The organism is Streptomyces sp. NPDC001068, from assembly GCF_042897315.1.
Lineage (GTDB): Bacteria > Actinomycetota > Actinomycetes > Streptomycetales > Streptomycetaceae > Streptomyces.
This window is the reverse complement of the sequence record NZ_JBIAYD010000007.1, coordinates 147,461-168,244: the sequence shown is the minus strand read 5'-3', so window position 1 is coordinate 168,244 and position 20,784 is coordinate 147,461. Positions and strand designations below refer to the sequence as shown.

18 protein-coding genes and 1 tRNA gene are annotated in these 20,784 nt (G+C 72.5%); 9 read left to right on the top strand and 10 right to left on the bottom strand.

Features of this window, described 5'->3' with window-relative positions; genetic code table 11:
- Positions 1 to 68 precede the first annotated feature (68 nt).
- Complete coding sequence (locus ACFY3I_RS20980; RefSeq protein WP_390861931.1) at positions 69 to 755, bottom strand: histidine phosphatase family protein; 687 nt, start codon at positions 753 to 755, stop codon at positions 69 to 71.
- Between the two features lie 62 nt (positions 756 to 817).
- On the opposite strand from ACFY3I_RS20980, the gene corA reads away from it, so the two are divergent.
- A complete protein-coding gene (corA, locus tag ACFY3I_RS20975) occupies positions 818 to 1,822 on the top strand; it encodes a magnesium/cobalt transporter CorA (RefSeq protein ID WP_365287943.1) in 1,005 nt (334 codons plus the stop codon).
- Positions 1,823 to 1,834: 12 nt separating this feature from the next.
- Here corA and ACFY3I_RS20970 read toward each other — a convergent pair whose 3' ends face one another.
- Entirely contained in the window at positions 1,835 to 2,623 is a 789-nt protein-coding gene (locus tag ACFY3I_RS20970; protein WP_390861930.1) for a ferritin-like domain-containing protein, read from the bottom strand.
- A 229-nt stretch (positions 2,624 to 2,852) separates the two neighbouring features.
- The gene (locus tag ACFY3I_RS20965) at positions 2,853 to 3,908 is read right to left on the bottom strand and encodes an LLM class F420-dependent oxidoreductase (protein ID WP_390861929.1); all 1,056 of its coding nucleotides are present in this window, start codon (positions 3,906 to 3,908) and stop codon (positions 2,853 to 2,855) included.
- Between the two features lie 150 nt (positions 3,909 to 4,058).
- On the opposite strand from ACFY3I_RS20965, the gene ACFY3I_RS20960 reads away from it, so the two are divergent.
- Complete coding sequence (locus tag ACFY3I_RS20960; protein ID WP_390861928.1) at positions 4,059 to 5,042, top strand: aldo/keto reductase; 984 nt, start codon at positions 4,059 to 4,061, stop codon at positions 5,040 to 5,042.
- The gene (locus ACFY3I_RS20955; protein WP_390861927.1) at positions 5,039 to 7,321 is read left to right on the top strand and encodes a helix-hairpin-helix domain-containing protein; all 2,283 of its coding nucleotides are present in this window, start codon (positions 5,039 to 5,041) and stop codon (positions 7,319 to 7,321) included. The genes ACFY3I_RS20960 and ACFY3I_RS20955 overlap by 4 nt, the downstream gene beginning before the upstream one ends.
- Positions 7,322 to 7,410: 89 nt before the next feature.
- Here the strand turns inward: ACFY3I_RS20955 and ACFY3I_RS20950 are convergent, their stop codons facing one another.
- Positions 7,411 to 8,136, bottom strand: a complete 726-nt coding sequence (locus ACFY3I_RS20950; protein WP_390861926.1) for a hypothetical protein — start codon at positions 8,134 to 8,136, stop codon at positions 7,411 to 7,413.
- A gap of 47 nt (positions 8,137 to 8,183) precedes the next feature.
- On the opposite strand from ACFY3I_RS20950, the gene ACFY3I_RS20945 reads away from it, so the two are divergent.
- Complete coding sequence (locus tag ACFY3I_RS20945) at positions 8,184 to 8,372, top strand: DUF5703 family protein (RefSeq protein ID WP_046732800.1); 189 nt, start codon at positions 8,184 to 8,186, stop codon at positions 8,370 to 8,372.
- Positions 8,373 to 8,457: 85 nt separating this feature from the next.
- On the opposite strand, the gene ACFY3I_RS20940 is transcribed toward ACFY3I_RS20945, so the two are convergent.
- The 3 genes from ACFY3I_RS20940 to ACFY3I_RS20930 all read right to left on the bottom strand — a co-directional run bounded on the left by ACFY3I_RS20940 (position 8,458) and on the right by ACFY3I_RS20930 (position 11,453).
- On the bottom strand, positions 8,458 to 9,576 hold the full coding sequence (locus ACFY3I_RS20940) for a chaplin (RefSeq protein ID WP_390861925.1): 1,119 nt from the start codon (positions 9,574 to 9,576) through the stop codon (positions 8,458 to 8,460).
- A 136-nt stretch (positions 9,577 to 9,712) separates the two neighbouring features.
- Entirely contained in the window at positions 9,713 to 9,946 is a 234-nt protein-coding gene (gene chpH / locus ACFY3I_RS20935; protein ID WP_046732802.1) for a chaplin ChpH, read from the bottom strand.
- Positions 9,947 to 10,127: 181 nt separating this feature from the next.
- Positions 10,128 to 11,453 (bottom strand): M20/M25/M40 family metallo-hydrolase, encoded by a 1,326-nt coding sequence (locus ACFY3I_RS20930; protein ID WP_390861924.1) that lies wholly within the window; start codon positions 11,451 to 11,453, stop codon positions 10,128 to 10,130.
- Between the two features lie 210 nt (positions 11,454 to 11,663).
- Between ACFY3I_RS20930 and ACFY3I_RS20925 the strand changes: the two genes are divergently transcribed.
- Positions 11,664 to 11,751 (top strand) — tRNA-Leu (locus tag ACFY3I_RS20925).
- A gap of 52 nt (positions 11,752 to 11,803) precedes the next feature.
- Here the strand turns inward: ACFY3I_RS20925 and ACFY3I_RS20920 are convergent.
- Positions 11,804 to 12,031: a DUF397 domain-containing protein gene (locus tag ACFY3I_RS20920; RefSeq protein WP_390861923.1), complete on the bottom strand. Its 228-nt coding sequence runs from the start codon at positions 12,029 to 12,031 to the stop codon at positions 11,804 to 11,806.
- 3 nt (positions 12,032 to 12,034) lie between these two features.
- Positions 12,035 to 12,901 carry a helix-turn-helix domain-containing protein gene (locus ACFY3I_RS20915; RefSeq protein ID WP_390861922.1) on the bottom strand — a complete coding sequence of 289 codons (867 nt, stop codon included), beginning with the start codon at positions 12,899 to 12,901 and terminating at the stop codon, positions 12,035 to 12,037.
- A gap of 283 nt (positions 12,902 to 13,184) precedes the next feature.
- Between ACFY3I_RS20915 and ACFY3I_RS20910 the strand changes: the two genes are divergently transcribed.
- The 4 genes from ACFY3I_RS20910 to ACFY3I_RS20895 all read left to right on the top strand — a co-directional run bounded on the left by ACFY3I_RS20910 (position 13,185) and on the right by ACFY3I_RS20895 (position 19,977).
- Positions 13,185 to 13,586 carry an ATP-binding protein gene (locus ACFY3I_RS20910; protein ID WP_390862164.1) on the top strand — a complete coding sequence of 134 codons (402 nt, stop codon included), beginning with the start codon at positions 13,185 to 13,187 and terminating at the stop codon, positions 13,584 to 13,586.
- Between the two features lie 399 nt (positions 13,587 to 13,985).
- Positions 13,986 to 17,957, top strand: coding sequence for a Pls/PosA family non-ribosomal peptide synthetase (locus tag ACFY3I_RS20905; RefSeq protein WP_390861921.1), 3,972 nt, complete (start codon positions 13,986 to 13,988; stop codon positions 17,955 to 17,957).
- A 77-nt stretch (positions 17,958 to 18,034) separates the two neighbouring features.
- Entirely contained in the window at positions 18,035 to 19,408 is a 1,374-nt protein-coding gene (locus ACFY3I_RS20900) for a M1 family metallopeptidase (protein ID WP_365287964.1), read from the top strand.
- A 146-nt stretch (positions 19,409 to 19,554) separates the two neighbouring features.
- Positions 19,555 to 19,977, top strand: coding sequence for a YchJ family protein (locus tag ACFY3I_RS20895; protein WP_390861920.1), 423 nt, complete (start codon positions 19,555 to 19,557; stop codon positions 19,975 to 19,977).
- Positions 19,978 to 20,015: 38 nt separating this feature from the next.
- Here the strand turns inward: ACFY3I_RS20895 and ACFY3I_RS20890 are convergent, their stop codons facing one another.
- Positions 20,016 to 20,717, bottom strand: a complete 702-nt coding sequence (locus tag ACFY3I_RS20890; protein WP_390861919.1) for a FadR/GntR family transcriptional regulator — start codon at positions 20,715 to 20,717, stop codon at positions 20,016 to 20,018.
- Positions 20,718 to 20,784 lie beyond the last annotated feature (67 nt).

Sequence of the window (20,784 nt, the reverse complement as noted above, 5' to 3'; positions counted from 1 at the left end):
GGGCGACTGACCGCGCGGGGTGCCGGTCGGCGACTACGTGGACCGCTTCACCCTACTGCGGCTGACGATCACGGCGCGCCGGCACCGCCACCGACCGGGGCGTCTTCCCCCGCGGGTTCCTCGCGGGGCGCAAGGGAGGCGAAATCCCCGGTGTCCCCGAGACGAACGAGAAAAGGCCTCAGGCGGGTGTAACGGATCGCGGTGACGGAACACGGTTCGACGGAGATCCGCTGGAAGAGGTCGAGATGCAGCCCGAGCGCGTCCGCGACGAGCGACTTGATGATGTCGCCGTGCGAGCACATCAGGTACACGGCGTCGGCGCCGTGGTCGCGCTCCACGCGCGCGTTCCACTCGCGCACGGCCTCGGCGGCGCGGGTCTGCATGGCGCGCATGGACTCCCCGCCCGGGAACGCGGCGGTGGACGGGTGCGCCTGCACCACCTCCATCAGCGGCTCGTCCTTGAGCTCGGCGAGCTTGCGGCCGGACCAGTCGCCGTAGTGGGCCTCCCCGATCCGTTCGTCGGTGTGGGCGGTGAGGCCGGGACGGGCGTCCAGCAGCGGGCGGATCGTCTCCTGACAGCGCTGCAGGGGGCTGGCGACGACCTCGGAGATCGGCAGCCCGGCGAGCCGGCCGGGCAGCGCGGCCGCCTGCGCGGTGCCGCGCTCGTCGAGGGCGATGCCGGGCGTCCAGCCGGCGAGCAGCCCGGAGGTGTTGGCGGTGGACCGTCCGTGCCTTACGAGGATCAGCGTGGGCATGCGGCCCAGGGTAGGCGTTCGCCGAAGTGCGCAGGCGTCCGGGCGACGGGAGAATACGCTCCGTGATCGTGGACTGCGCCATCTACCGGGACGGGGAGCGGACGGAGACACCGCAGGACTTCTCCGACGCCCTCGCGGAGGCACGCGCGCGTGGCGACAGTTTTCTCTGGATCGGCCTGTACGAGCCGACGGAGCACGAGTTCGACCTGGTCACCGACGAGTTCGGGCTGCACCCGCTGGCCGTCGAGGACGCGCTGACCGCCCACCAGCGGCCCAAGCTGGAGGTGTACGACGACTCGCTGTTCGTCGTCCTGAAGCCGGTCACGTACGAGCCGAAGAGCGACACGGTGACCGCCGGCGAGCTGATGCTCTTCATCGGGGACTCGTTCGTGGTGACGGTGCGTCACGGGACGCCCTCGCCGCTCGGGGACATCCGGCGCCATCTGGAGGAGCAGCACGAACTGCTCAGGCACGGGCCGACGGGGGTGCTGTACTCGATCTCCGACGCGGTCGTCGACAACTACCTGGAGGTCTGCACCGAGCTCCAGAACGACCTGGAGGAGCTGGAGGCGGAGGTGTTCTCGCCGAGCGGTGGCGGCTCCCGGCACACCGCGTCCCGAATCTACACCTTCAAGCGGCAGATCCTGGAGTTCCGCCGGGCCACCGTGCCGCTGTCGATGCCCATGACGAAACTGGCGGGGGTCGGCCCGTACGGCGGCGGCACGACGGTGCCCTTCGTACGCGAGGACGCCCGGCCGTTCTTCCGGGACGTCAACGACCACCTCCTGCGCGTGAACGAGGGTGTGGAGGGCCTGGACCGGCTGGTGTCGGACGTCCTCAGCGCCCATCTCGCGCAGATGAGCGTGCGGCAGAACGACGACATGCGGAAGATCTCCGCGTGGGCGGCCATGGCGGCGGTCCCCACACTGATCGCGGGCATCTACGGCATGAACTTCGACCACATGCCCGAGCTGCACTGGATCTGGGCGTACCCGGCGGTGATCCTGCTCATGGCCGCCCTGGAACTGCTGCTCTACCGGACGTTCAAGCGGCGCGGCTGGATGTGAGGCGCCCGGGGCTCAGGCGAACTCGGGGGCGGCGGTGCCCGGGCCGCCGAGGGCGTTCCTGCGCTCCGGCATCCGCAGCGAGACCAGCCGGCGCCAGCCGGCGGCGCGCTCGTAGGCGTAGACGGCGTGGATGCCGCACGCCAGGAGCGCGGACCTGCCCCTTGGCCAGCCGAGGATGCGGCCCATGTGGGCCATGACGGCGAGGCTGACGTCCCGGTAGACGCGGATCTCCGCGAGCGCGCACGCGCGCAGGGTGCGCTGGATCGCGCGGCCGTGTCCGGCGGCGGCGAACCGCAGCAGTTCCTCGTGGCAGTAGGCGAGGTGGTTGTCCTCGTCGTCGGAGATCATCCGCACCGCGCGGCCGAGCTCCGGGTGGTCGGCGAAGCTCCGGCGCAGCAGCTCCATCTGCTCCGAGGCACGCTGCTCGGTGACCCGGCTGTGGGCGAGGTAGGTGACGATGTCCGGCACGGTGAGCGGCCGGTCGGCCCGGAGCCGGTCGTGGGCGAGCCCGATGCCGTGCCGCTCCAGGAGCATCGTGTAGTCGGTGTCGGTCGGCACGGGGACGGGGGCGAGCCCGCGCCTCTTCATGAGGGCGCGGAAGATCCGCCCGTGTTTGTCCTCGTCGGCGCCGTGCCGGGCGATCTTGGGCGCGAGGTGGCGCTCGCTCTCCGGTACCAGTGCGGCGATCCGCGCGTTCTCCCAGCCGCCCTGCGCCTCCCCGCTGGCCGCGATGGAGCAGAAGAGCCGGAAGGACTCGTCGTCGTCGAGGATCTCCAGGAACAGACTCTTGGCCGAAAGCATCGTGGGCACCCCTCCGGAGGACTCACCAGACCCGCAGAGAACGAGTCAAATGCCGCGTCCGGGCGGTTGCAACAGCTGTGCGGACGGACTCGGCCGAAAGGAGGAGCACCGGGGTCGCCCCGAGGGCGTAACCGCGCGGGCGCCGGCGCGTTGTTCTCCGTGACGGCCGTGGCGGGGAAGACCCCCCGAGCCCCCACCACGGCCGCGGACTTCACTCTCGCCGGGGCCCTTACGCGAGTCCCGCGCGCTCCAGGGCCTCGGCGCCGGCCCGCAGCGAGGCGAGCCGCTCCTCCAGGGCGAACCCGGCGGGCGCGAGGGACAGCGTGGTGACCCCGGCGGCCGCGTAGGCCTTCATCCGGTCGGCGATCCGCTCCACGGAGCCGAGCAGGGTGGTCTTGTCGATCAGGTCGTGCGGGACGGCGGCCGCGGCGCCGTTCTTGTCGCCGGACAGGTATTTGTCCTGGATCTCGGCGGCCTCCCGCTCGTACCCCATGCGCTGCGCGAGCTGGTTGTAGAAGTTCTGCTTGCGGCTGCCCATGCCGCCGACGTAGAGCGCGGTGTACGGCCGGAAGGTGTCGGCCAGCGTGGCCACGTCCTTGTCGTCGCCCACGGCCAGCGGAAGCGTCGGGCAGACGTCGAACCCGTCGAGACCCAGGCCCGCCTTCTCGCGCCCCGCGCGCAGGTACTTGACGGCCGTCTCCTCGAGGTGCTCGGCGGAGGGGAAGATCAGCAGCGCGCCGTCGGCGATCTCGCCGGTCTGCTCCAGGTTCTTCGGCCCGATGGCGGCGATGTAGACCGGGATGTGCTCACGCTCGGGGTGCACGGTCAGTTTGATCGGCTTGCCGGGACCGCCCGGCAGCGGGAGCGTCCAGTGCTCGCCCTCGTACGACAGCCGTTCGCGGCTCATCGCCCTGCGCACGATCTCCACGTACTCGCGGGTGCGGGAGAGCGGCTTGTCGAACTTGACGCCGTACCAGCCCTCGGAGACCTGCGGGCCGGAGACGCCGAGACCGAGCCGGAAGCGGCCCTTGGAGAGCGAGTCGAGCGTCGCGGCGGTCATCGCGGTCATCGCCGGCTGCCGGGCCGGGATCTGGAAGATGGCCGAGCCGACGTCGATGCGCTCGGTCTGGGCGGCCACCCAGCTGAGCACGGTGGCGGCGTCGGAGCCGTAGGCCTCGGCGGCCCAGCAGACGGCGTAGCCGAGCCGCTCGGCCTCCTGCGCCACGGCCAGATTGTCCCCGTCCATCCCGGCGCCCCAGTAGCCGAGGTTGATCCCGAGCTTCATGGCCGATCCCCTTACCGATCAGTAACGTCGCTGTCGCGGAGACCTTAGCGCGACAGCGCCCGGCGAACCGGCTCCCGGCCTCCCTCTCCGGTGAAATCGGTTGTCCACAGGCAACCCAACGCACCAGCTCTGGCCAGTAATCTCGCGGGCATGGAGCAGAGGCATCTCGGCCGTACCGGCCTGCGCGTGTCCCGGATCGGGCTCGGCACCCTCACCTGGGGCCGGGACGTCGACGAGCACGACGCCGCGGACATGCTGAAGGCGTTCTGGGAGGCCGGCGGCACGCTCGTCGACACCGCGGACGTCTACGGCGACGGAGAGGCCGAGTACCTGCTCGGACAGCTCATGGAGGGCCTGGTCCCGCGCCGGGACCTGGTCATCTCGACGAAGGCCGGCAGCGTCCCCGACCCCGACCGCCGGTTCAACGGCTCCCGCGGCCACCTGCTCGCCGCGCTCGACGCCTCCCTGGCCCGGCTCGGCACCGACCACGTCGACGTCTGGCACGTGCACGCCTACGACCCCGACACCCCGCTCGAGGAGACGCTCCAGGCCCTGGACCTCGCCGTGAGCAGCGGCCGTGCCCGGTACGCCGGGGTCTCCAACTTCTGCGGCTGGCAGCTCGCGAAGGCGGCGACCTGGCAGCTCGCGGCGCCCGGGAACCGCACCCGGCTGGCCAGCACCCAGCTGGAGTACTCACTGCTCCAGCGGGGGATCGAGCGCGAGGTGCTGCCCGCCGCCCTCGACCTCGGCATCGGCCTGCTGCCGTCCTCCCCGCTGGGCCGGGGCGTGCTGACCGCGAAGTACCGGCACGCCACTCCCCCGGACTCCAGAGGCGCCTCGGAGCACCTGGCGCCGTTCGTCGCGCCGTATCTCGACGACACCGCGACCCGGATCGTGGACGCCGTGCAGACGGCGGCGGACGGGCTCGCCGTGACGCCCCTCCAGGTGGCCCTCGCCTGGGTGCGCGACCGGCCGGGCGTGGCCGCGCCGATCGTCGGCGCGCGCAACGCGCAGCAGCTCGCGGGGGCGTTGTCAGTGGAGGCGCTTACTCTTCCTGACGAGATCTGCCGGGCGCTCGACGACGTGTCGGCGCCCGTGCACCGTTATCCCGATCACGACTGGAGCACGCTGTGAGCACGGAGCCGGGGCTGGGCGCCACGCCCGGGGCCGACGAGGCCGTCGAGGGCGACGAGAGCACGACGGCCGGGAGGGCGACGGGGGCCGGCGGCGCGGCCGCGGCGGACGGGGCGCGGCCCGCCGGTTCCCGTGCGGACGGCACGGACGGAGCGGACTCCGGCCTGGACCCGACCGGGGAGGAACCCGGTGCCACTGCGACGGCCGGCGGGGCACCGGACGGCGACGCGGCGGAGGGCGCGGCGAAGCAGTCCGAGGCCGAGGGGGAGCTGGCCGCGCAGCGGATCGAGCGGGAGCGGATCGAACGTCGTAAGGCGGAGAAGAGGGCCCCGATCAGCAGCGGGGCCGGCCTCAGCGGCAAGGCGGCCGACCTGCTCGCGGCGGTCCGGGCGGTGGAGGGCGGCGGCAGGCCGGCGGCCACCGTGTTCACCGCCCCCGAGCCCGCCGCGCGCCCGGTGCCCGTGGCGGAGCCGGTTCACCGGCCGCAGCCGACACCCGCCACCGCGCCCGCCGCGCCCGCCGCGCCGGCCATGGAGACGATCGCGGCCGCGCGGGCGGTGCTGGCCGAGGGCGGTGCGCCCGAGTCGCTCGCTGCCCAGGCCGCGGCCGTCCTCGGTGAGGGCGCGGACACGCTGCTGCGCGAGGACCCCTGGCAGCTGCTGCGGGTCACGGGCGTCCGGCCGGACCAGGCCGACGGGTTCGCGCGGGCGCTGCTGGGCGCGGAGTGCGCTCCCGACGACGAGCGGCGCGGGCGCGCGGTGACCGGCTGGCTCCTGGAGCAGGCCGCCCTGGCCGGGCACACCGCGCTGGAGATGCCGGCGCTCGTCGCCGCCCTGGCGCAGCGGGCGGTACCCGCACCGGAGTCGGCCGTGCAGGACGCGCTCGCCGAGGGGGAGGCGCTGGTCTTCCAGGACCTCCTGGACCCGGGCGCCCCCGAGCCCGAGGACGACGAGGAGGAGCGGCCGGTCCGGGTCCTGGTCGGTCTGGAGCGGTACGCGCTGGCCGAGGAGAGCCTCGCCGACGGACTGGCCCGGCTGGTCAGCTCACCGTCCAAGGACGCCTCGGAGCCCTGGGAGGCGGCTGCCGCGGCGGCTGCCGGCGGCGCGGCCGAACTGGCGGCCGCGGTCGCCGGTCACGGGCTGGTGCTGCACACGGGCGGCGAGGCGGCCCGCGCCGAACCGGCGGCCCTGCTGGCCGCCGCCCGCGGCGCCGGACTGCGCGCCTTCGCCGCCGTCCACACCCCGGACGCGCGCCGCCGCCTCGCCGCACCGTCGGCGGACGCCGGCGCGGACACGGACGGTACCGAGGACGGCGCCCCGGCCGTCGGCACGCTCGCCGGTCTGCTCTCCGGCGCCGAGGGGCCGGGCCGGGACGCGGAGGGCGCCCTCGACCTCGACCTGCTGATCGTGCTGGACGCGCCCCAGCTGGACGTGGAGGGCGCCGCGATGCTCGTGGAGGCGCTGCCCGACGGCGCTCGGCTGGTCCTCAGCGGAGATCCCTCGGTGCTGTGGTCCGCGGGCCCCGGGCGGGTCTTCGCCGACCTGCTCGCGGCCCGGGTGTGCCCGCAGATCGCCTCGCGCAGGCCCGACCCCGGCCCGCTCGGCGAACTGGTCTCCGGGATCGGTGCCGGCGAACTCGGCCAGGTCGAGGCGCCCGGCAAGGAGATCGTGATCGTGCCGGTGCGGGACGCGGGCGAGGCGGTGCACCGGACGGTGCAGCTGGTCGCCGACTCCGTGCCGCGGGCCATCGGCGTCCCCGCCGAGCAGACCGTGGTGATCACCCCGGGCCACGGCGGCGCGGCCGGCACCCGCGCCCTCAACTCCGTCCTCAAGGAACGGCTCAATCCCGGCCCCGGCCGCTTCGGCGGCTTCGACCCCGGCGACCGGATCGCCTACTCCCCCGCTCCGGGCCGTACGGTCACCGGCGTGGTGGTGAACGCCGACGCCGACGGGTTGCACCTGTCGTGCTCGGGAACGCCCGTGGTCGTCCCGAAGGACCGGGTGGAACAGGCCGTGCGGCACGGCTGGGCGCTCACCGCCCACCAGGCGGTCGGCGGCCGCTGGCCGGCCGCGGTCGTGGTGCTGCCCGGGGACGCCGCCCAGTCCCTGAGCCGTCCCTGGGTGTACACGGCCTTCGGCCGCGCGGACCGGCATCTGTCGGTGGTCCACGGCGTGGAACAGGCCCTGCCGAAGGCGGTGGCCGAGTCCCTGCCGAAGCCCCGGACGACCCGACTGCCGTTCCTGCTCAGAACACAGGTGCCGCCGACGGCCGGGGTCTGAGCCGCCGCCGGTCCGTCCGCCCCACCTGCCGTGCCCGCCGGTCGGCGGTGTCCCTGGACCGCGAGGTCCACGGACACGGCCGACCGGGGTCAGCGCTCGGCGTCGAGCGGCTCCAGGTCCTCGTCCTCGTCGAGGTCGAGGTCGAGGTCGTCGGTGTCCCCGCCGCGCCGGGTGCCGTCGCCGTCCTCGGCGCCCTCACCGTCCTCGTCGTCGAAGACGGCGCTGACGTCGAACCGGCACACGACCCGCTGCGGATCGACGCCCTCGAACGGGGCTTCCAGCCACTCACCGGGCTCGGCGGGCTCGTCGGAAGCGGTCACCCACAGCGTGGAGTCGCCCTCCTCCAGGCCGAACTCCTTGTGCCGGGAGGCGATCTCGTCCGGCTCGTACTCGCCGAACATGATGCCCAGGGCCCCGTGGATCGTGCCGGCGGCGTCCTCGTCCACGCCCAGGCCGTCGCCGTACTCCGCCGCCTCGACCCGCTGGGCCTGTGCCAGCAGCCGCTGCGGTTCCGCCACGGCGTAGTCGCGGCGGATCAGCACACTGATCGCGTTCGGTTCCTCGGGCCCCGCGTACGGCGGCAGCGAGTCCTCGGTACCGGGGATCTCGAAGGGTGTGACCTCGTCGTAGCGGTCGTAGAGCAGCTCGTCGTAGACCTCGGCGGCCGCGGCAAGCTGGTTGAACGCCTCGTAGACAGCCGGGTCGTCCTCCCCCGACCTGCGTTCGACCGCGGCCAGATGGCGGTCGAGCGCGGTCTTGACCGCCTCGGCGGCGGCGCGTACCTCGGCAGCGGTGGGCTGCGCAGCATCAGACATAGTGCAGACGCTATCCGTACCGGGCACCAGCCCGCACAATAGATGCGATGCCGGAATACGAATTTGTCGACGTGTACGTGCCTCGCGGGGTCTCCCGCAAGGAGGCGACGCGTCTGCTGACGGACCATGCCGAGTACGGACACTGGGAGTTGGACCGACTGAGTCTCATGCGCGACGGCAGCCGCAGGGTGCGGTTGCGCCGGCGGATCATCCGCCAGGTGCGTGCCACATGGTGAGACTCTCCGCATGACGGAAGGGGCCCCGCCTGGACGGGGCCCGCTCCGTTTCACCCGCCGTCGCGTGAACGTTACCTTCCGTGTGTCACGCCGAGGCGCGCGCCTTGCGGTACAGCACCGCGCCCGCGAGCAGCGCGCCGGCGCCCGCGGGGAGCGTGAGGCCCAGCGGCAGTCCACTGCCGGTGTGCGCGAGCTGGGCGGCGCCGGGACCGGGCTGGGTCACCGAGCTGTTCCCCAGCGGACTGACGACGGACGAGCTGTGCCCGCCGCTGCCGCCGGGGTGACCGGGGGTACCGGGCCCACCCGGGGTGCCGGGGTGACCGGGGGTGCCGGGGTGACCGGGAGTACCCGGAGTGCCGGGAGTGCCCGGGTTTCCAGGCGTACCAGGGTTACCGGGGTTTCCCGGAGTGCCGGGGTTACCGCCGTGCCCACCACCGTGACCGCCACCGTGACCGCCGTGGCCACCACCGCCGTGACCACCGTGGTGGCCACCGCCACCATGACCGCCATGACCGCCGTGGTCGCCACCGCCACCATGACCGCCGTGACCACCATGGCCACCACCGCCATGACCACCGTGACCGCCGTGGTCGCAGTCGCCACCGTGACCGCCATGGCCACCGCCGCCGTGACCGCCACCGCCGCCGTGACCGCCACCACCGCCATGGCCGCCGTGGCCACCGTGGCCACCGTGGTCGCCGCCACCCCCGTGGCCCCCGGAGCCGCCGTACCCTCCGTCGTCGGCGCAGTCGTTGCCCAGGGCCGGGTTGCCGATGCCGATGATGTCGACGCTGTTGCCGCACACGTTCACCGGGACGTCGACCGGGACCTGAACCGTGTTGCCCGAGCCGACCCCGGGCGAGCCGGCGGTGTGCCCGACGGCTCGCGAACCGCCGTGGCCGCCGCGGCCGCCGGAGTCGCCGTAGCCGCCCGAGTCGCCGTGGCCTCCGGTCGCGCCGCCGCCGCGGTTCGCGCACTTGTTGCCCATCGCCGGGTTGAGGGCGCCGACGACGTTGACGGTGTTGCCGCAGACGTTCACCGGGACGTGCACCGGCGCCTGCACGGTGTTGCCGGACAGCACACCGGGTGAGTCGGTGGCGGAGCCGGTGGCCCCCGAGTCGGCGTGGGCGTAGCCGCCGGCCGCGGCGATCACGCCGGTCGCCGCGGCCATGGTCATGAGGCCCTTACGGGCACCCTGTCGCATTTCTGAATTCCCCCCTGCCTTCGTATCCTGACTCTTGCATTTCCCGCGGAATCAGCCCGCGAAAAACCGGCCGGCCCCGGAGCGCATGGCGCGCACTCCGGGGCCGACGGAAAGACGCCCCCTCAGGGAGTCGGCGTCACTTGTTGATGCAGGTGTTGCCGAAGGCGGGGTTCAGCAGCCCGATCACCGAGATCGTGTTGCCGCAGACGTTCACCGGGACGTGCACCGGAACCTGGATCACGTTGCCGGAGATGACACCCGGGGAACCCACGGCAGCGCCCTGAGCACCCGAGTCGGCGACGGCCAGACCCGCACCCGCGAGAACCAGACCACCGGTGGCAGCCGCAGCGGCGACGACCTTCTTGAGCATTGTTCCTCCTTGTTGGCAATGCGGTCCCAAGTAGCGGATCGCATCATGTGTAACGAGGAGGAAGTAATCGAGCTACGAGCTTATCGTCGCATTCACTCTTCTCAGTCGATCTCGCACAGCCGCCCGATTAGCTAAAGCCACTGCTTCACCGCAGGTACTGGTTCACCACCGGGTATGGGAATCACGACGCGTCGATGAACCGGTCGAGCACCCGCACGCCGAACTGGAGACCGTCCACCGGGACCCGCTCGTCCACCCCGTGGAACATGCCGGCGAAGTCCAGCTCCGGCGGCAGCTTGAGCGGTGCGAAGCCGAAGCCGCGGATGCCGAGGTCGTCGAAGGACTTGGCGTCGGTGCCGCCGGAGAGCATGTACGGGACCGCCTTGGCGGTGGGGTCCTCGGCGAGCAGCGAGGACTGCATGGCCTCCACCAGCGCCCCGTCGAAGGACGTCTCCAGCGCCTTGTCCGAGTGCACGTCCGCGCGGACCACGTGCGGGCCGAGGAGCCGGTCGAGGTCGGCGAGGAACTCGTCCTCGTGGCCGGGCAGGAACCGGCCGTCGATGTGCGCGGTGGCCTCGCCGGGGATGACGTTGACCTTGTAACCGGCGTTCAGCTGGGTGGGGTTGGCGGTGTTGCTGAGCGTCGCGCCGATGAGCTTGGCGATACCCCCGAGCCGGGCCAGCGTGGACTCCATGTCCTCCGGGTCCAGCTCGGTGCCGAGCGCGTCGCCCAGTTCGTCGAGGAAGGCCCGGGTGGTCTTGGTGACCCGCACCGGGAACTTGTGCCTGCCCACGCGCGCGACGGCCTCGGACAGTTCGGTGATCGCGTTGTCGCGGTGGATCATCGAGCCGTGACCGGCGGTGCCGGCCACCTTCAGCTTCATCCAGTGCATGCCCTTCTCGGCCGTCTGGATCAGGTAGAGCCGGCGCTGCTCGTTCACCGTGAAGGAGAACCCGCCCACCTCGCTGATCGCCTCGGTGACGCCCTCGAAGAGCTCCGGGTGGTTGTCGACGAGGTGCCGGGCGCCCCAGGTCCCGCCGGCCTCCTCGTCGGCGAGGAAGGCGAGCACGATGTCCCGGGGCGGCCTGCGGCCGCTGCGCAGCCGGTCCCGTACGACCGCCAGGGTCATCGCGTCCATGTCCTTCATGTCGACCGCGCCGCGGCCCCACACGCAACCGTCCGCGATCTCACCGGAGAACGGGTGGTGGGTCCAGTCGTCGGCGTTGGCCGGTACGACGTCGAGGTGGCCGTGGATCAGCAGGGCGGGCCGGGTCGGGTCCGCGCCCTCGATGCGGGCCACCGTGGAGGCGCGGCCCGGGTGCGATTCGAAGATCTCCGGTTCGAGCCCGACCTCGGCGAGCTTCTCGGCCACCCACTCGGCGGCCTTGCGCTCGCCGGGTCCCGAGTGGTCGCCGTAGTTGCTGGTGTCGAAGCGGATCAGCTCGCGGCAGAGGTCCGCGACCTCGTCCTCGCCGGTGACGCTCCTGGCCGTGTCCGTCTCGCTCACGCTGCTTCCTTCCGCTGTCACTGCCGGCCGGTCCCTGTCATCCTCGTCGTCATCCTCTCTCCCTTCCCGCCCGAGCCCAAGAGCGGGCCCGGCCCGTCACACGCCGTTCACGCCGGCCCGCGCCCGGAACGGGGTGTGATCGGCCACCTCCGAAAGCCTGGTAATGTTTCCTTCGTCGCCGCGAGGGAGGCCTCGCACGACAGACACCTTGTCCGGGTGGCGGAATGGCAGACGCGCTAGCTTGAGGTGCTAGTGCCCTTTATCGGGCGTGGGGGTTCAAGTCCCCCCTCGGACACCACGAAGAAACCCCTGCTGAGCAGGGGTTTCTTGCTTTTCGGGGGGTGCGCGGGTCAGCCGCGGCCGGCTATTCGGCCGTCACGGAGGGCCACCGCTGAGGTGAACGCTCGGAGCGTGGTCCGGCCCAGCAGCAGCGCGGGCCCGTGGGGCCGCTTGCTGTCGCGCACGGCCACCGTCGTCTCGTCGACGATCCCGCATTCCACGCAGTCGGACTGTGATGCGGACGCCGAGGACTTCCACCAGGCAACCGGCAGAGTCGACGCGTCGTCAACGTGCTTCATTAGCTATTCGTTCTTCCTAATCCGGGTGATCAGTTCCACCGACGCCTCGACGGACTCGGCGGCAGACGTGAGGCGTTGCCACGCGGCCCGGTGCGTGGAGACCCGATCACGTTCCTCGATGTACAGGGCGGAGGTCAGCCCTTCCTGGTGGACGACGTCCAGGTCCGCGTGCGGACCGAAGCCCAGGATGCTGAAGGTGCCGGTCAACCCGGCGTGCAGGGGGGCGTCCGAGCGCAACACCTGGATGTTGATGTTCGGGCGCCGCCCCATCGTAAGCAGGCGCCCCAACTGCTCGTACATCAGGGCGGGATCCTCGGTGGTGCAGCGCAGGGCCTGTTCGGAGACGATCGCCCAGAGCGCCAGCGGGTCGCTGTCGCGGGTGAGCACCGCCTGGCGTGCCAGCCGTACCTCGACCAGCGCGTCGACCCGTGCCTCCACCGCCTCGGACATGGCGGTCGCCCGGATGATCTCGCGGGCGTACTCGGCGGTCTGGAGCAGTCCGGGGATCATCCCCAGCTGCCAGGTCGAGACCGTCTCCGCCTCGGCCTCGAGACTGATCAGGTCCTCGTAGACCGGGGTGAGGACACCCCGGTAGGAGTGCCACCAGTCGCGGCGGCCGCCGTCCTTGGTGAGTGTGATCAGGGCCGCGCGCAGTTCGTCGCTCACGTCGCGGCCGAGTGCGGTGTACAGGTCGAGCAGCGCCTGGATGTCCGCTGCCTTGGGAGCCGTCTTGCCGGTCTCCATCCGGGACAGCTTCGAGGAGACGAACGCGCCCGTGGAGTGCTCCGCGACCTCGTCGAGGGTGAGTTCGCCGCGCAGTTCGCGCAGTTTCGCACCGAGTCGTCGCCGGCGCACCGTGGGCGTGCTCACGGATTCCCCCTCCTGTCCGGTGAACTGACCGACAGTCTGCCGTGCCTCCCAGACCCTCGCCACCGGCTGGCGGCTTGTGCCGCAAGTCTCTCGCGAAGGTGCGCAATTTTTCACATCCCGTGGGACGTATTGCTATCGACTGTGCCGTGAAGGCACCATGAATCCGGGAAATACGAAAGTGACCGCACTCGCATGGCGAACCACCGTGCCTGCGTTGGGACATGCCCGTGAGGGGATCCACATGATCGAACGCCAGCGGAGCACCGCGACCGAAAACCGTGCACTGCAAGTCGCCCCGCCGCCCGTCCTGTTACTGGCGAGCGAGCCTCAGTCGGCAAGGGCGGCACGGATGTTCGTGAGCGACTTCATCATCCATCACACCCCGGACGCCTCCCGGGACCACATCGAGGCCGTCGCGCTGATCACCTGCGAGCTGGTCACCAACTCCCTGCGGTACGAGACCGACCCGGACGATCCGGTCCGTCTCCTGATCGACTCGGACGGCACCCGGACCCGGGTCGAGGTGCACGATCCGCTCAACCACCGCCCCCGGCTGCGGCCCATCTCCGTGGAACGCGACCGCGGGCGCGGACTGCTGATCCTGGACGCGCTCTGCTCGGGCCGCTGGGGCGTGGGCAACCTGCCCTGGGGCAAGTCCATCTGGGCCGAGGTCACCGCCGCCTGACCCGTACCGCCCCGCGACGACGGCCGGTTCCGTGGCGCACTCCCCTCCCTGCCACGGCACCGGCCGTCGTCGTGCGCGGCCGGGACGCCCTACTCGGGCCGCCGCACCTCGCGTTGACCGGCCTCACGCCGCGTCGCACCGGCCGGCCTCACGCTGTGTTGAACCGCCTCACGCTGTGTGTCCCATCTCTCGCCACTCCCAGAGAAGACCTGGTCAGAGGTGGCGTAGAATTGAGGCGACTGCTCCGAACGGCCGCCTCCAGGTGGCCGCGAGATGAACGGCAGCCTAGCGTCGTACTAATATTTCCGGCTTGTCACCTAGCCGGAGCCGGACAACCCCAGGCAGACCTGGGGACCCGCCGGCGCCCCGGAGGTTCCGGGAACGAGACGCGAGGACCGGATGGCAGCGATTGACGAGAGCAGCGCTCTCGGCCTGCTCGACGATGAGATCCGCGAGGAGTTCGGGGACACGGCACGCTTCTCGGCGGGAGCGGCCGCCTCGCCGCGCACGCTCGTGGACGTGTTCGAGGCCACGGTACGGACCCACCCCGACGAGCCCGCACTGGACGACGGCACCGCCCAGCTGACCTACCGCGCCCTCGCGGTGGAGGTCGAGCGGCTGCGGCGCCGGCTCCACGAGGCCGGGGTGGGACTCGGCGACCGGGTGGGCGTAAGGGTGCCGTCCGGGACCAACCACCTGTACGTCGCCGTCCTCGGCACACTGGCGGCGGGAGCCGCCTACGTCCCCGTGGACGCCGAGGACCCGGACGAGCGGGCCGCACTGGTGTTCGGCGAGGCCGGGGTCGCGGCCGTGCTCGGCGCGGGGCTCTCGATCGACGTACGGACCACCGAGCCCGAACAGACCACCGAGCCTGTACAGAACGACGCCGTACAGACCGACGCCGTACAGAACCTCGGCGCTCGGGACGACGCCGTACAGAACGTCGGCGCTCGGAACGTCGGCACCGCCCGGCGGCCCGGCGTCGAGGACGACGCCTGGATCATCTTCACCTCCGGGTCCACCGGCAAGCCCAAGGGCGTCGCCGTCACCCACCGCAGCGCCGCCGCCTTCGTGGACGCCGAGTCCGCCCTGTTCCTGACCGAGGACCCGATCGGCCCCGGCGACCGGGTCATGGCGGGCCTCTCGGTGGCCTTCGACGCCTCCTGCGAGGAGATGTGGCTGGCCTGGCGCTACGGCGCCTGCCTGGTCCCGGTGCCCCGCTCCCAGGTCCGCAGCGGCGCCGACCTCGGCCCCTGGCTGGTCGAGCAGGAGATCACCGTCGTCTCGACCGTGCCGACGCTGGCCGCCCTGTGGGAGCCCGAGACCCTCAACGACGTCCGGCTGCTGATCTTCGGTGGCGAGGCCTGCCCGCCGGAGCTGGCCCAGCGCCTGGTCACCGAGGGCCGTGAGGTCTGGAACACCTACGGCCCCACCGAGGCGACCGTCGTCGCCTGCGCGGCCCTGATGAGCGGCGAGGAGCCGATCCGCATCGGGCTGCCGCTCAACGGCTGGGAGCTCGCCGTCGTCGACGACGCGGGCCTGCCCGTGGCGATGGGCGAGAGCGGCCAGCTGGTGATCGGCGGGGTCGGCCTGGCCCGCTACCTCGACGCCGAGAAGGACGCGGAGAAGTACGCGCCCCTGGAGTCGCTGGGCTGGGAGCGGGCGTACCGCAGCGGTGACCTGGTGCGTGCCGACCGCGAGGGGCTCGTGTTCCTCGGGCGCGCGGACGAGCAGATCAAGCTCGGCGGCCGCCGGATCGAACTGGGCGAGGTCGACGCGGCCCTCCAGGCGCTGCCGGGCGTCGCGGGCGCCGCGGCGGCCGTACGGACCGCGCGCAGCGGCAACCAGCTGCTCGTCGGCTATGTCGTCACCCAGGACGGCTGGGACCAGGCGACCGCCGTCGAGAAGCTGCGCGCCGAGCTGCCCGCCGCCCTCGTCCCGCTGCTCGCGCCCGTCGAGGAGCTGCCCACCCGCACGTCCGGCAAGGTCGACCGCAACGCCCTGCCCTGGCCCCTGGAGGGCCTGGAGACGGGCGGCAGAGCCGAGCAACTGTACGGCACCGAGGCGTGGCTCGCCGAGCAGTGGACCGAGGTCCTCGGCATTCCGGTGAGCAGCGCCTCCGACGACTTCTTCGCGATCGGCGGCGGCAGCCTGTCCGCCGCCCAGCTCACCACCCGGCTGCGCACCCGCTACCCGAGCGCGGCCGTGCTCGACATCTACCAGCGTCCGGTGCTGCGCAAGCTCGCCCGGCACCTGGAGGAGTCCGCGCAGGAGGACACCGCACAGCGGGCGATCGCGCCCGTGCCGCGCGCCGCCCGGCTGGTGCAGCTCATGGTGCTGCTTCCGCTGTTCACCCTGCTCGGACTGCGCTGGACGGTCGTCCTGGCCGCGCTCGGGAACGTGCTCGGCGGCTACGGCTGGCTGCCCACCGCCCCCTGGTGGCTGGTCGCCGTCGGTGCCCTGGCCCTCTACACCCCGCCCGGCCGGATCTCCATCGCGGCCGGTGGCGCGCGGCTGCTGCTGCGGGGCGTGAAGCCCGGCCGGTACCCGCGGGGCGGCTCCGTGCACCTGCGGCTGTGGACCGCCGAGCGGCTGGCCGAGTTCACCGGTGCGACCGCGCTGACCGGGTCCTGGCTGGAGCGGTACGCACGGGCGCTCGGCGCCAAGATCGGTCCCGAGGTGGACCTGCACTCGCTGCCGCCGGTCACCGGCCTGCTCAAGGTGGGACGCGGCGCGGCCGTGGAGTCCGAGGTGGACCTGTCCGGCCACTGGCTGGACGGCGACCGGCTGGTGATCGGCCCGGTCCGGATCGGCGCGCACGCGGTGGTCGGCACCCGGAGCATGCTCTTCCCGGGCGCCAGGGTCGGCAAGCGCGCCGAGGTGGCCCCGGGCTCGGCGGTCACCGGGCAGGTCCCGACGGGCCAGCGCTGGGCCGGCGCGCCGGCGGTGAAACTGGGCAAGGCCAAGCGGAACTGGCCCAAGCAGCGGCCGCAGCGCGGCACCTACTGGCGGGTGATGTACGGCCTGACAGGCGTCGGACTCAGCGCGCTGCCAGTGCTCGCGGGTGCCGCCGCGCTGCTGGTCGCCGGTCGTTTCGTGGCTCCCGGGGACGGTCTGGCCGAGGCCCTGCGGGGCGCGGCGGCCGCGCTGGTCCCGGCCACGCTGGCCTTCGGGCTCGCCTACGCGCTGCTGATCCTGGTCTCCGTACGGCTGCTCAGCCTGGGTCTGCGGGTCGGCACGCATCCGACGCACAGCCGGGTCGGCTGGCAGGCGTGGACCGTCTCCCAGCTGATGGACCGCTCCCGGGACACCCTGTTCCCGCTGTACGCCGGTCTGGTCACGCCGGTGTGGCTGCGGCTGCTCGGGATGCGGATCGGCAAGGGCGCCGAGGTCTCGACCGTGCTGGCGCTGCCGAGCCTGACGACGGTCGGCGAGGGCGCGTTCCTGGCCGACGACACGCTCACCGCGCCGTACGAGCTCGGTGGCGGGTACGTGCGGATCGGGCGCGCGGAGATCGGGCGGCGGGCGTTCCTCGGTAACTCCGGGATGACCGCGCCGGGCCGCAGCGTGCCGGACGGCGGTCTGGTGGGCGTGCTGTCGGCGACGCCGAAGAAGGCCAAGAAGGGCACGTCCTACCTGGGGCTGCCGCCGGTGAAGCTGCCGCGCAGCGCCTCCGACGGCGATCAGAGCCGGACCTACGAGCCGCCGGCGCGGATGCTGTGGGCGCGCGGTCTGGTGGAGGCGTGCCGGATCGTCCCGGTGCTGTGTTCGGTGGCACTGGCCGTGCTGACGGTCGCCGCGCTGTGCGCGCTGGGCGGCTGGGCGCCGCTGCTGTCGGGGCTGGTGCTGGTCGCCGCCGGTGCGGCCGCCGGCCTGGTGTCGGTGCTGGCGAAGTGGCTGCTGGTCGGGCGGCACCGCAGCGGGGAGCACCCGCTGTGGAGTTCGTTCGTGTGGCGCAACGAGCTGGCGGACACCTTCGTCGAGGTGCTGGCGGTGCCGTGGCTGGCCGGCTCGGTTCCGGGTACTCCGTTGATGACGGCCTGGCTGCGCGGCCTCGGCGCGCGGATCGGCAGGGGTGTCTGGGTGGAGAGCTACTGGCTTCCGGAGACGGATCTGGTGACCCTGGAGGACGCGGCGACCGTGAACCGCGGCTGTGTCCTGCAGACTCACCTCTTCCACGACCGGATCTTGCGGACGGATACTGTGGTTCTCCGTGAGGGCGCCACACTGGGTCCTGGCGGGATCGTGCTGCCCGGCAGCACGATCGGGGCCCGTACCACCCTGGGTCCCGCGTCGCTCGTCATGGCGGCGGAGTCGGTTCCCGACGACACCCGCTGGCTCGGCAACCCGATCGAGGCATGGCGTCCCTGAGCGCGGGCCGTTCGGTGGCCGCGGGCATCGGTGCGCCGAGAGACGGTTCGAGCACAGCGCAGGGAGCGGACGCGGAAGTGGCAGTACAGCAGTCAGCGGGTCCGGACCCGTACTTCCCGGACAACGGCGACCCCCGGTACCGGGTGCATCGCTATGAGCTCACGCTGGACTACCGGCCCGGCCCCAACCGACTGTCCGGCTCGGTCCGGATCAACGCCATCGCGGGCCGGGCGGCACTGCCCGAGTTCCAGCTGAACCTGGCCGACTTCAAGATCGGCCGGATCCGGGTGGACGGCCGCCAGCCGCACTGGACGCACCGGGGCGGCAGGCTGCGGGTGAAGCCGGCGAAGCCGCTGCGGGCCGGGGCCGCGTTCACGGTGGAGATCCACTGGTCGGGGAATCCCAAGCCGGTGAACAGCCCGTGGGGCGGGATCGGCTGGGAGGAGCTGACGGACGGCGCGCTGGTGGCGAGCCAGCCGGTCGGCGCGCCCTCCTGGTTCCCGTGCAACGACCGGCCGGCCGACAAGGCGTCCTACCTGATCTCGGTCACCTGCCCGTCCGCGTACTCGGTGGTGGCCGGCGGCCGGCTGCTGACCCGCACCACGAAGGCGTCCACGACGACCTGGGTGTACGAGCAGGCGGCGCCGACGTCGAGCTATCTGGTGGGTCTGGCCATCGGCAAGTTCGAGACGGTGCTGCTGGGCGACCCGGGGTTCGGCGGGATCCCGATGCACGGGCACATACCCGCGCAGCTGCTGCCGGAGTTCTCGCGGGACTTCGCCCGGCAGCCCGCGATGATGGACCTGTTCCAACGACTCTTCGGGCCCTACCCGTTCGAGGAGTACGCGGTCGTCGTCACCGACGAGGAGTTCGATGTCCCCGTCGAGGCGCAGGGGTTGTCGCTGTTCGGCGTCAACCACGTGGACGGGGCGCGGGGTTCGGAGCGGCTGGTGGCGCACGAGTTGGCGCACCAGTGGTTCGGCAACAGCGTGTCCATCGCGGACTGGCGGCACATCTGGCTGAACGAGGGACTCGCCAAGTACGCGGAGTGGCTGTGGTCGGAGCGGTCCGGCGGCCGCAGCGCCCAGCAACTGGCGGCCCTCGCGCACCGGTTGCTGTCGGGGCTGCCGCAGGACATCCGGATCGCCGACCCGGGACGCAAGGCGATGTTCGACGACCGGCTCTACGAGCGCGGCGGGGTCGCGATCCACGCGCTGCGCTGTGCGCTGGGCGACGAGCGGTTCTTCCACATGCTGCGGGCGTGGGCGGGGCTGCACCGGGGCGGGACCGTGACGACCGCCCTGTTCGCGGCGCACGTCAACCGGTTCGCCGAGGAGCCGCTGGACGCCCTCCTCGACGCCTGGGTGCACGGCGCGGCACTCCCCGCGCTGCCCGTCCAGACCCTGCCGGCCCGCCCGGTGCAGCCGCCCACCAACGCCGAGTCGGCGTAGCGGGTACGGCCGGCCTGCGGAGGGGCCCACGGAGTCCCGCGCGCGGGACCATACGCGCGCGGGATCAGCCGTGCGCCGGTGCGTGGGGTCCGGCGTGCGCCGGGGTGCGCGGGTCCGCCGCCCGTCGGGTGCAGCAGAATGGGTCCATGTCCCGACGCACCCCGCCGTCCCGCCGGCAGCCCGGCTCCGCCCCGGATCCCGCCCGCCGGTGCCCGTGCGGTCTCCCGGAGCCGTACGAGGGGTGCTGCGGCCGGTTCCACCGGGGCGAGGCGGCGGCGCCCACGGCGGAGCGGCTGATGCGCTCGCGCTACAGCGCCTTCGTCGAGCGCGACGAGCCGTACCTGCTGCGCACCTGGCATCCCCGGACCCGTCCGGTGCGGCTCGACCTGGATCCCGCGATGCGGTGGACCGGCCTGGAGATCCTGGCGGCGGCCGACGGCACGGCCTTCCACGCCACCGGAACGGTGGAGTTCCGGGCGTCGTACCGGGGCGGTTCCCTGCACGAACTCAGCCGGTTCGAGCGGGTCGACGGCGCCTGGGTCTACGTGGACGGCGACTTCCCGGCCTGAGGGCCGTCCCGCACTCCCGGCGGATCACGGGACGGCCCTCAGGGCGCCAGGATGTCCAGTTCCTGGAGGGCGCCCACCGTGATCTCGCGGGTCAGCCGTTCCGCGCGGTCCGGGTCGCCCTCCCGTACCGCCTCGGCCAGCTGGACGTGGAGGGTGACGGCGGCCGGGTCGGGGTCCTCGAACATCACCTCGTGGTGGGTGCGGCCCGTGAGGACCTCCGCGACGACGTCGCCGAGCCGGGCGAACATCTCGTTGCCGGACGCCGTGAGGATCACCCGGTGGAAGGCCATGTCGTGGACCAGGTACTGCTCGAGGCGGTGGCCGCGTGAGTTGGCCACCATGCCGAGCGCGCACTCGGTGAGTTCCGCGCACTGCTCCGCCGTGGCGTTGCGCGCCGCCAGGCGCGCGGCCACCGGCTCGACCGCCGAGCGCAGCACGGTCAGCGAGCGCAGTTGGTGGGGGCGGTCGGCACCGGCCAGCCGCCAGCGGATGACCTGCGGGTCGTAGACGTTCCACTCGGCCTTCGGGCGGACCGTCACGCCGACCCGGCGGCGGGACTCGACCAGGTGCATGGACTCCAGCACCCGGACCGCCTCGCGCATCACGGACCGGGACACCTCGAACCGCTGGGCCAGTTCGTCCGTGCGCAGGACGCTGCCCGGCGGGTACTCGCCTGCGGTGATCGCGGGGCCGAGGGAGTCGAGTACGCGGCCGTGCAGCCCGCGGCCCATGGTGCTCATGCACTCAGCGTACCGAGTGGATCACAGGATCAAAAAGTCAGACTTATTTGTCACAGACTCTTGAATT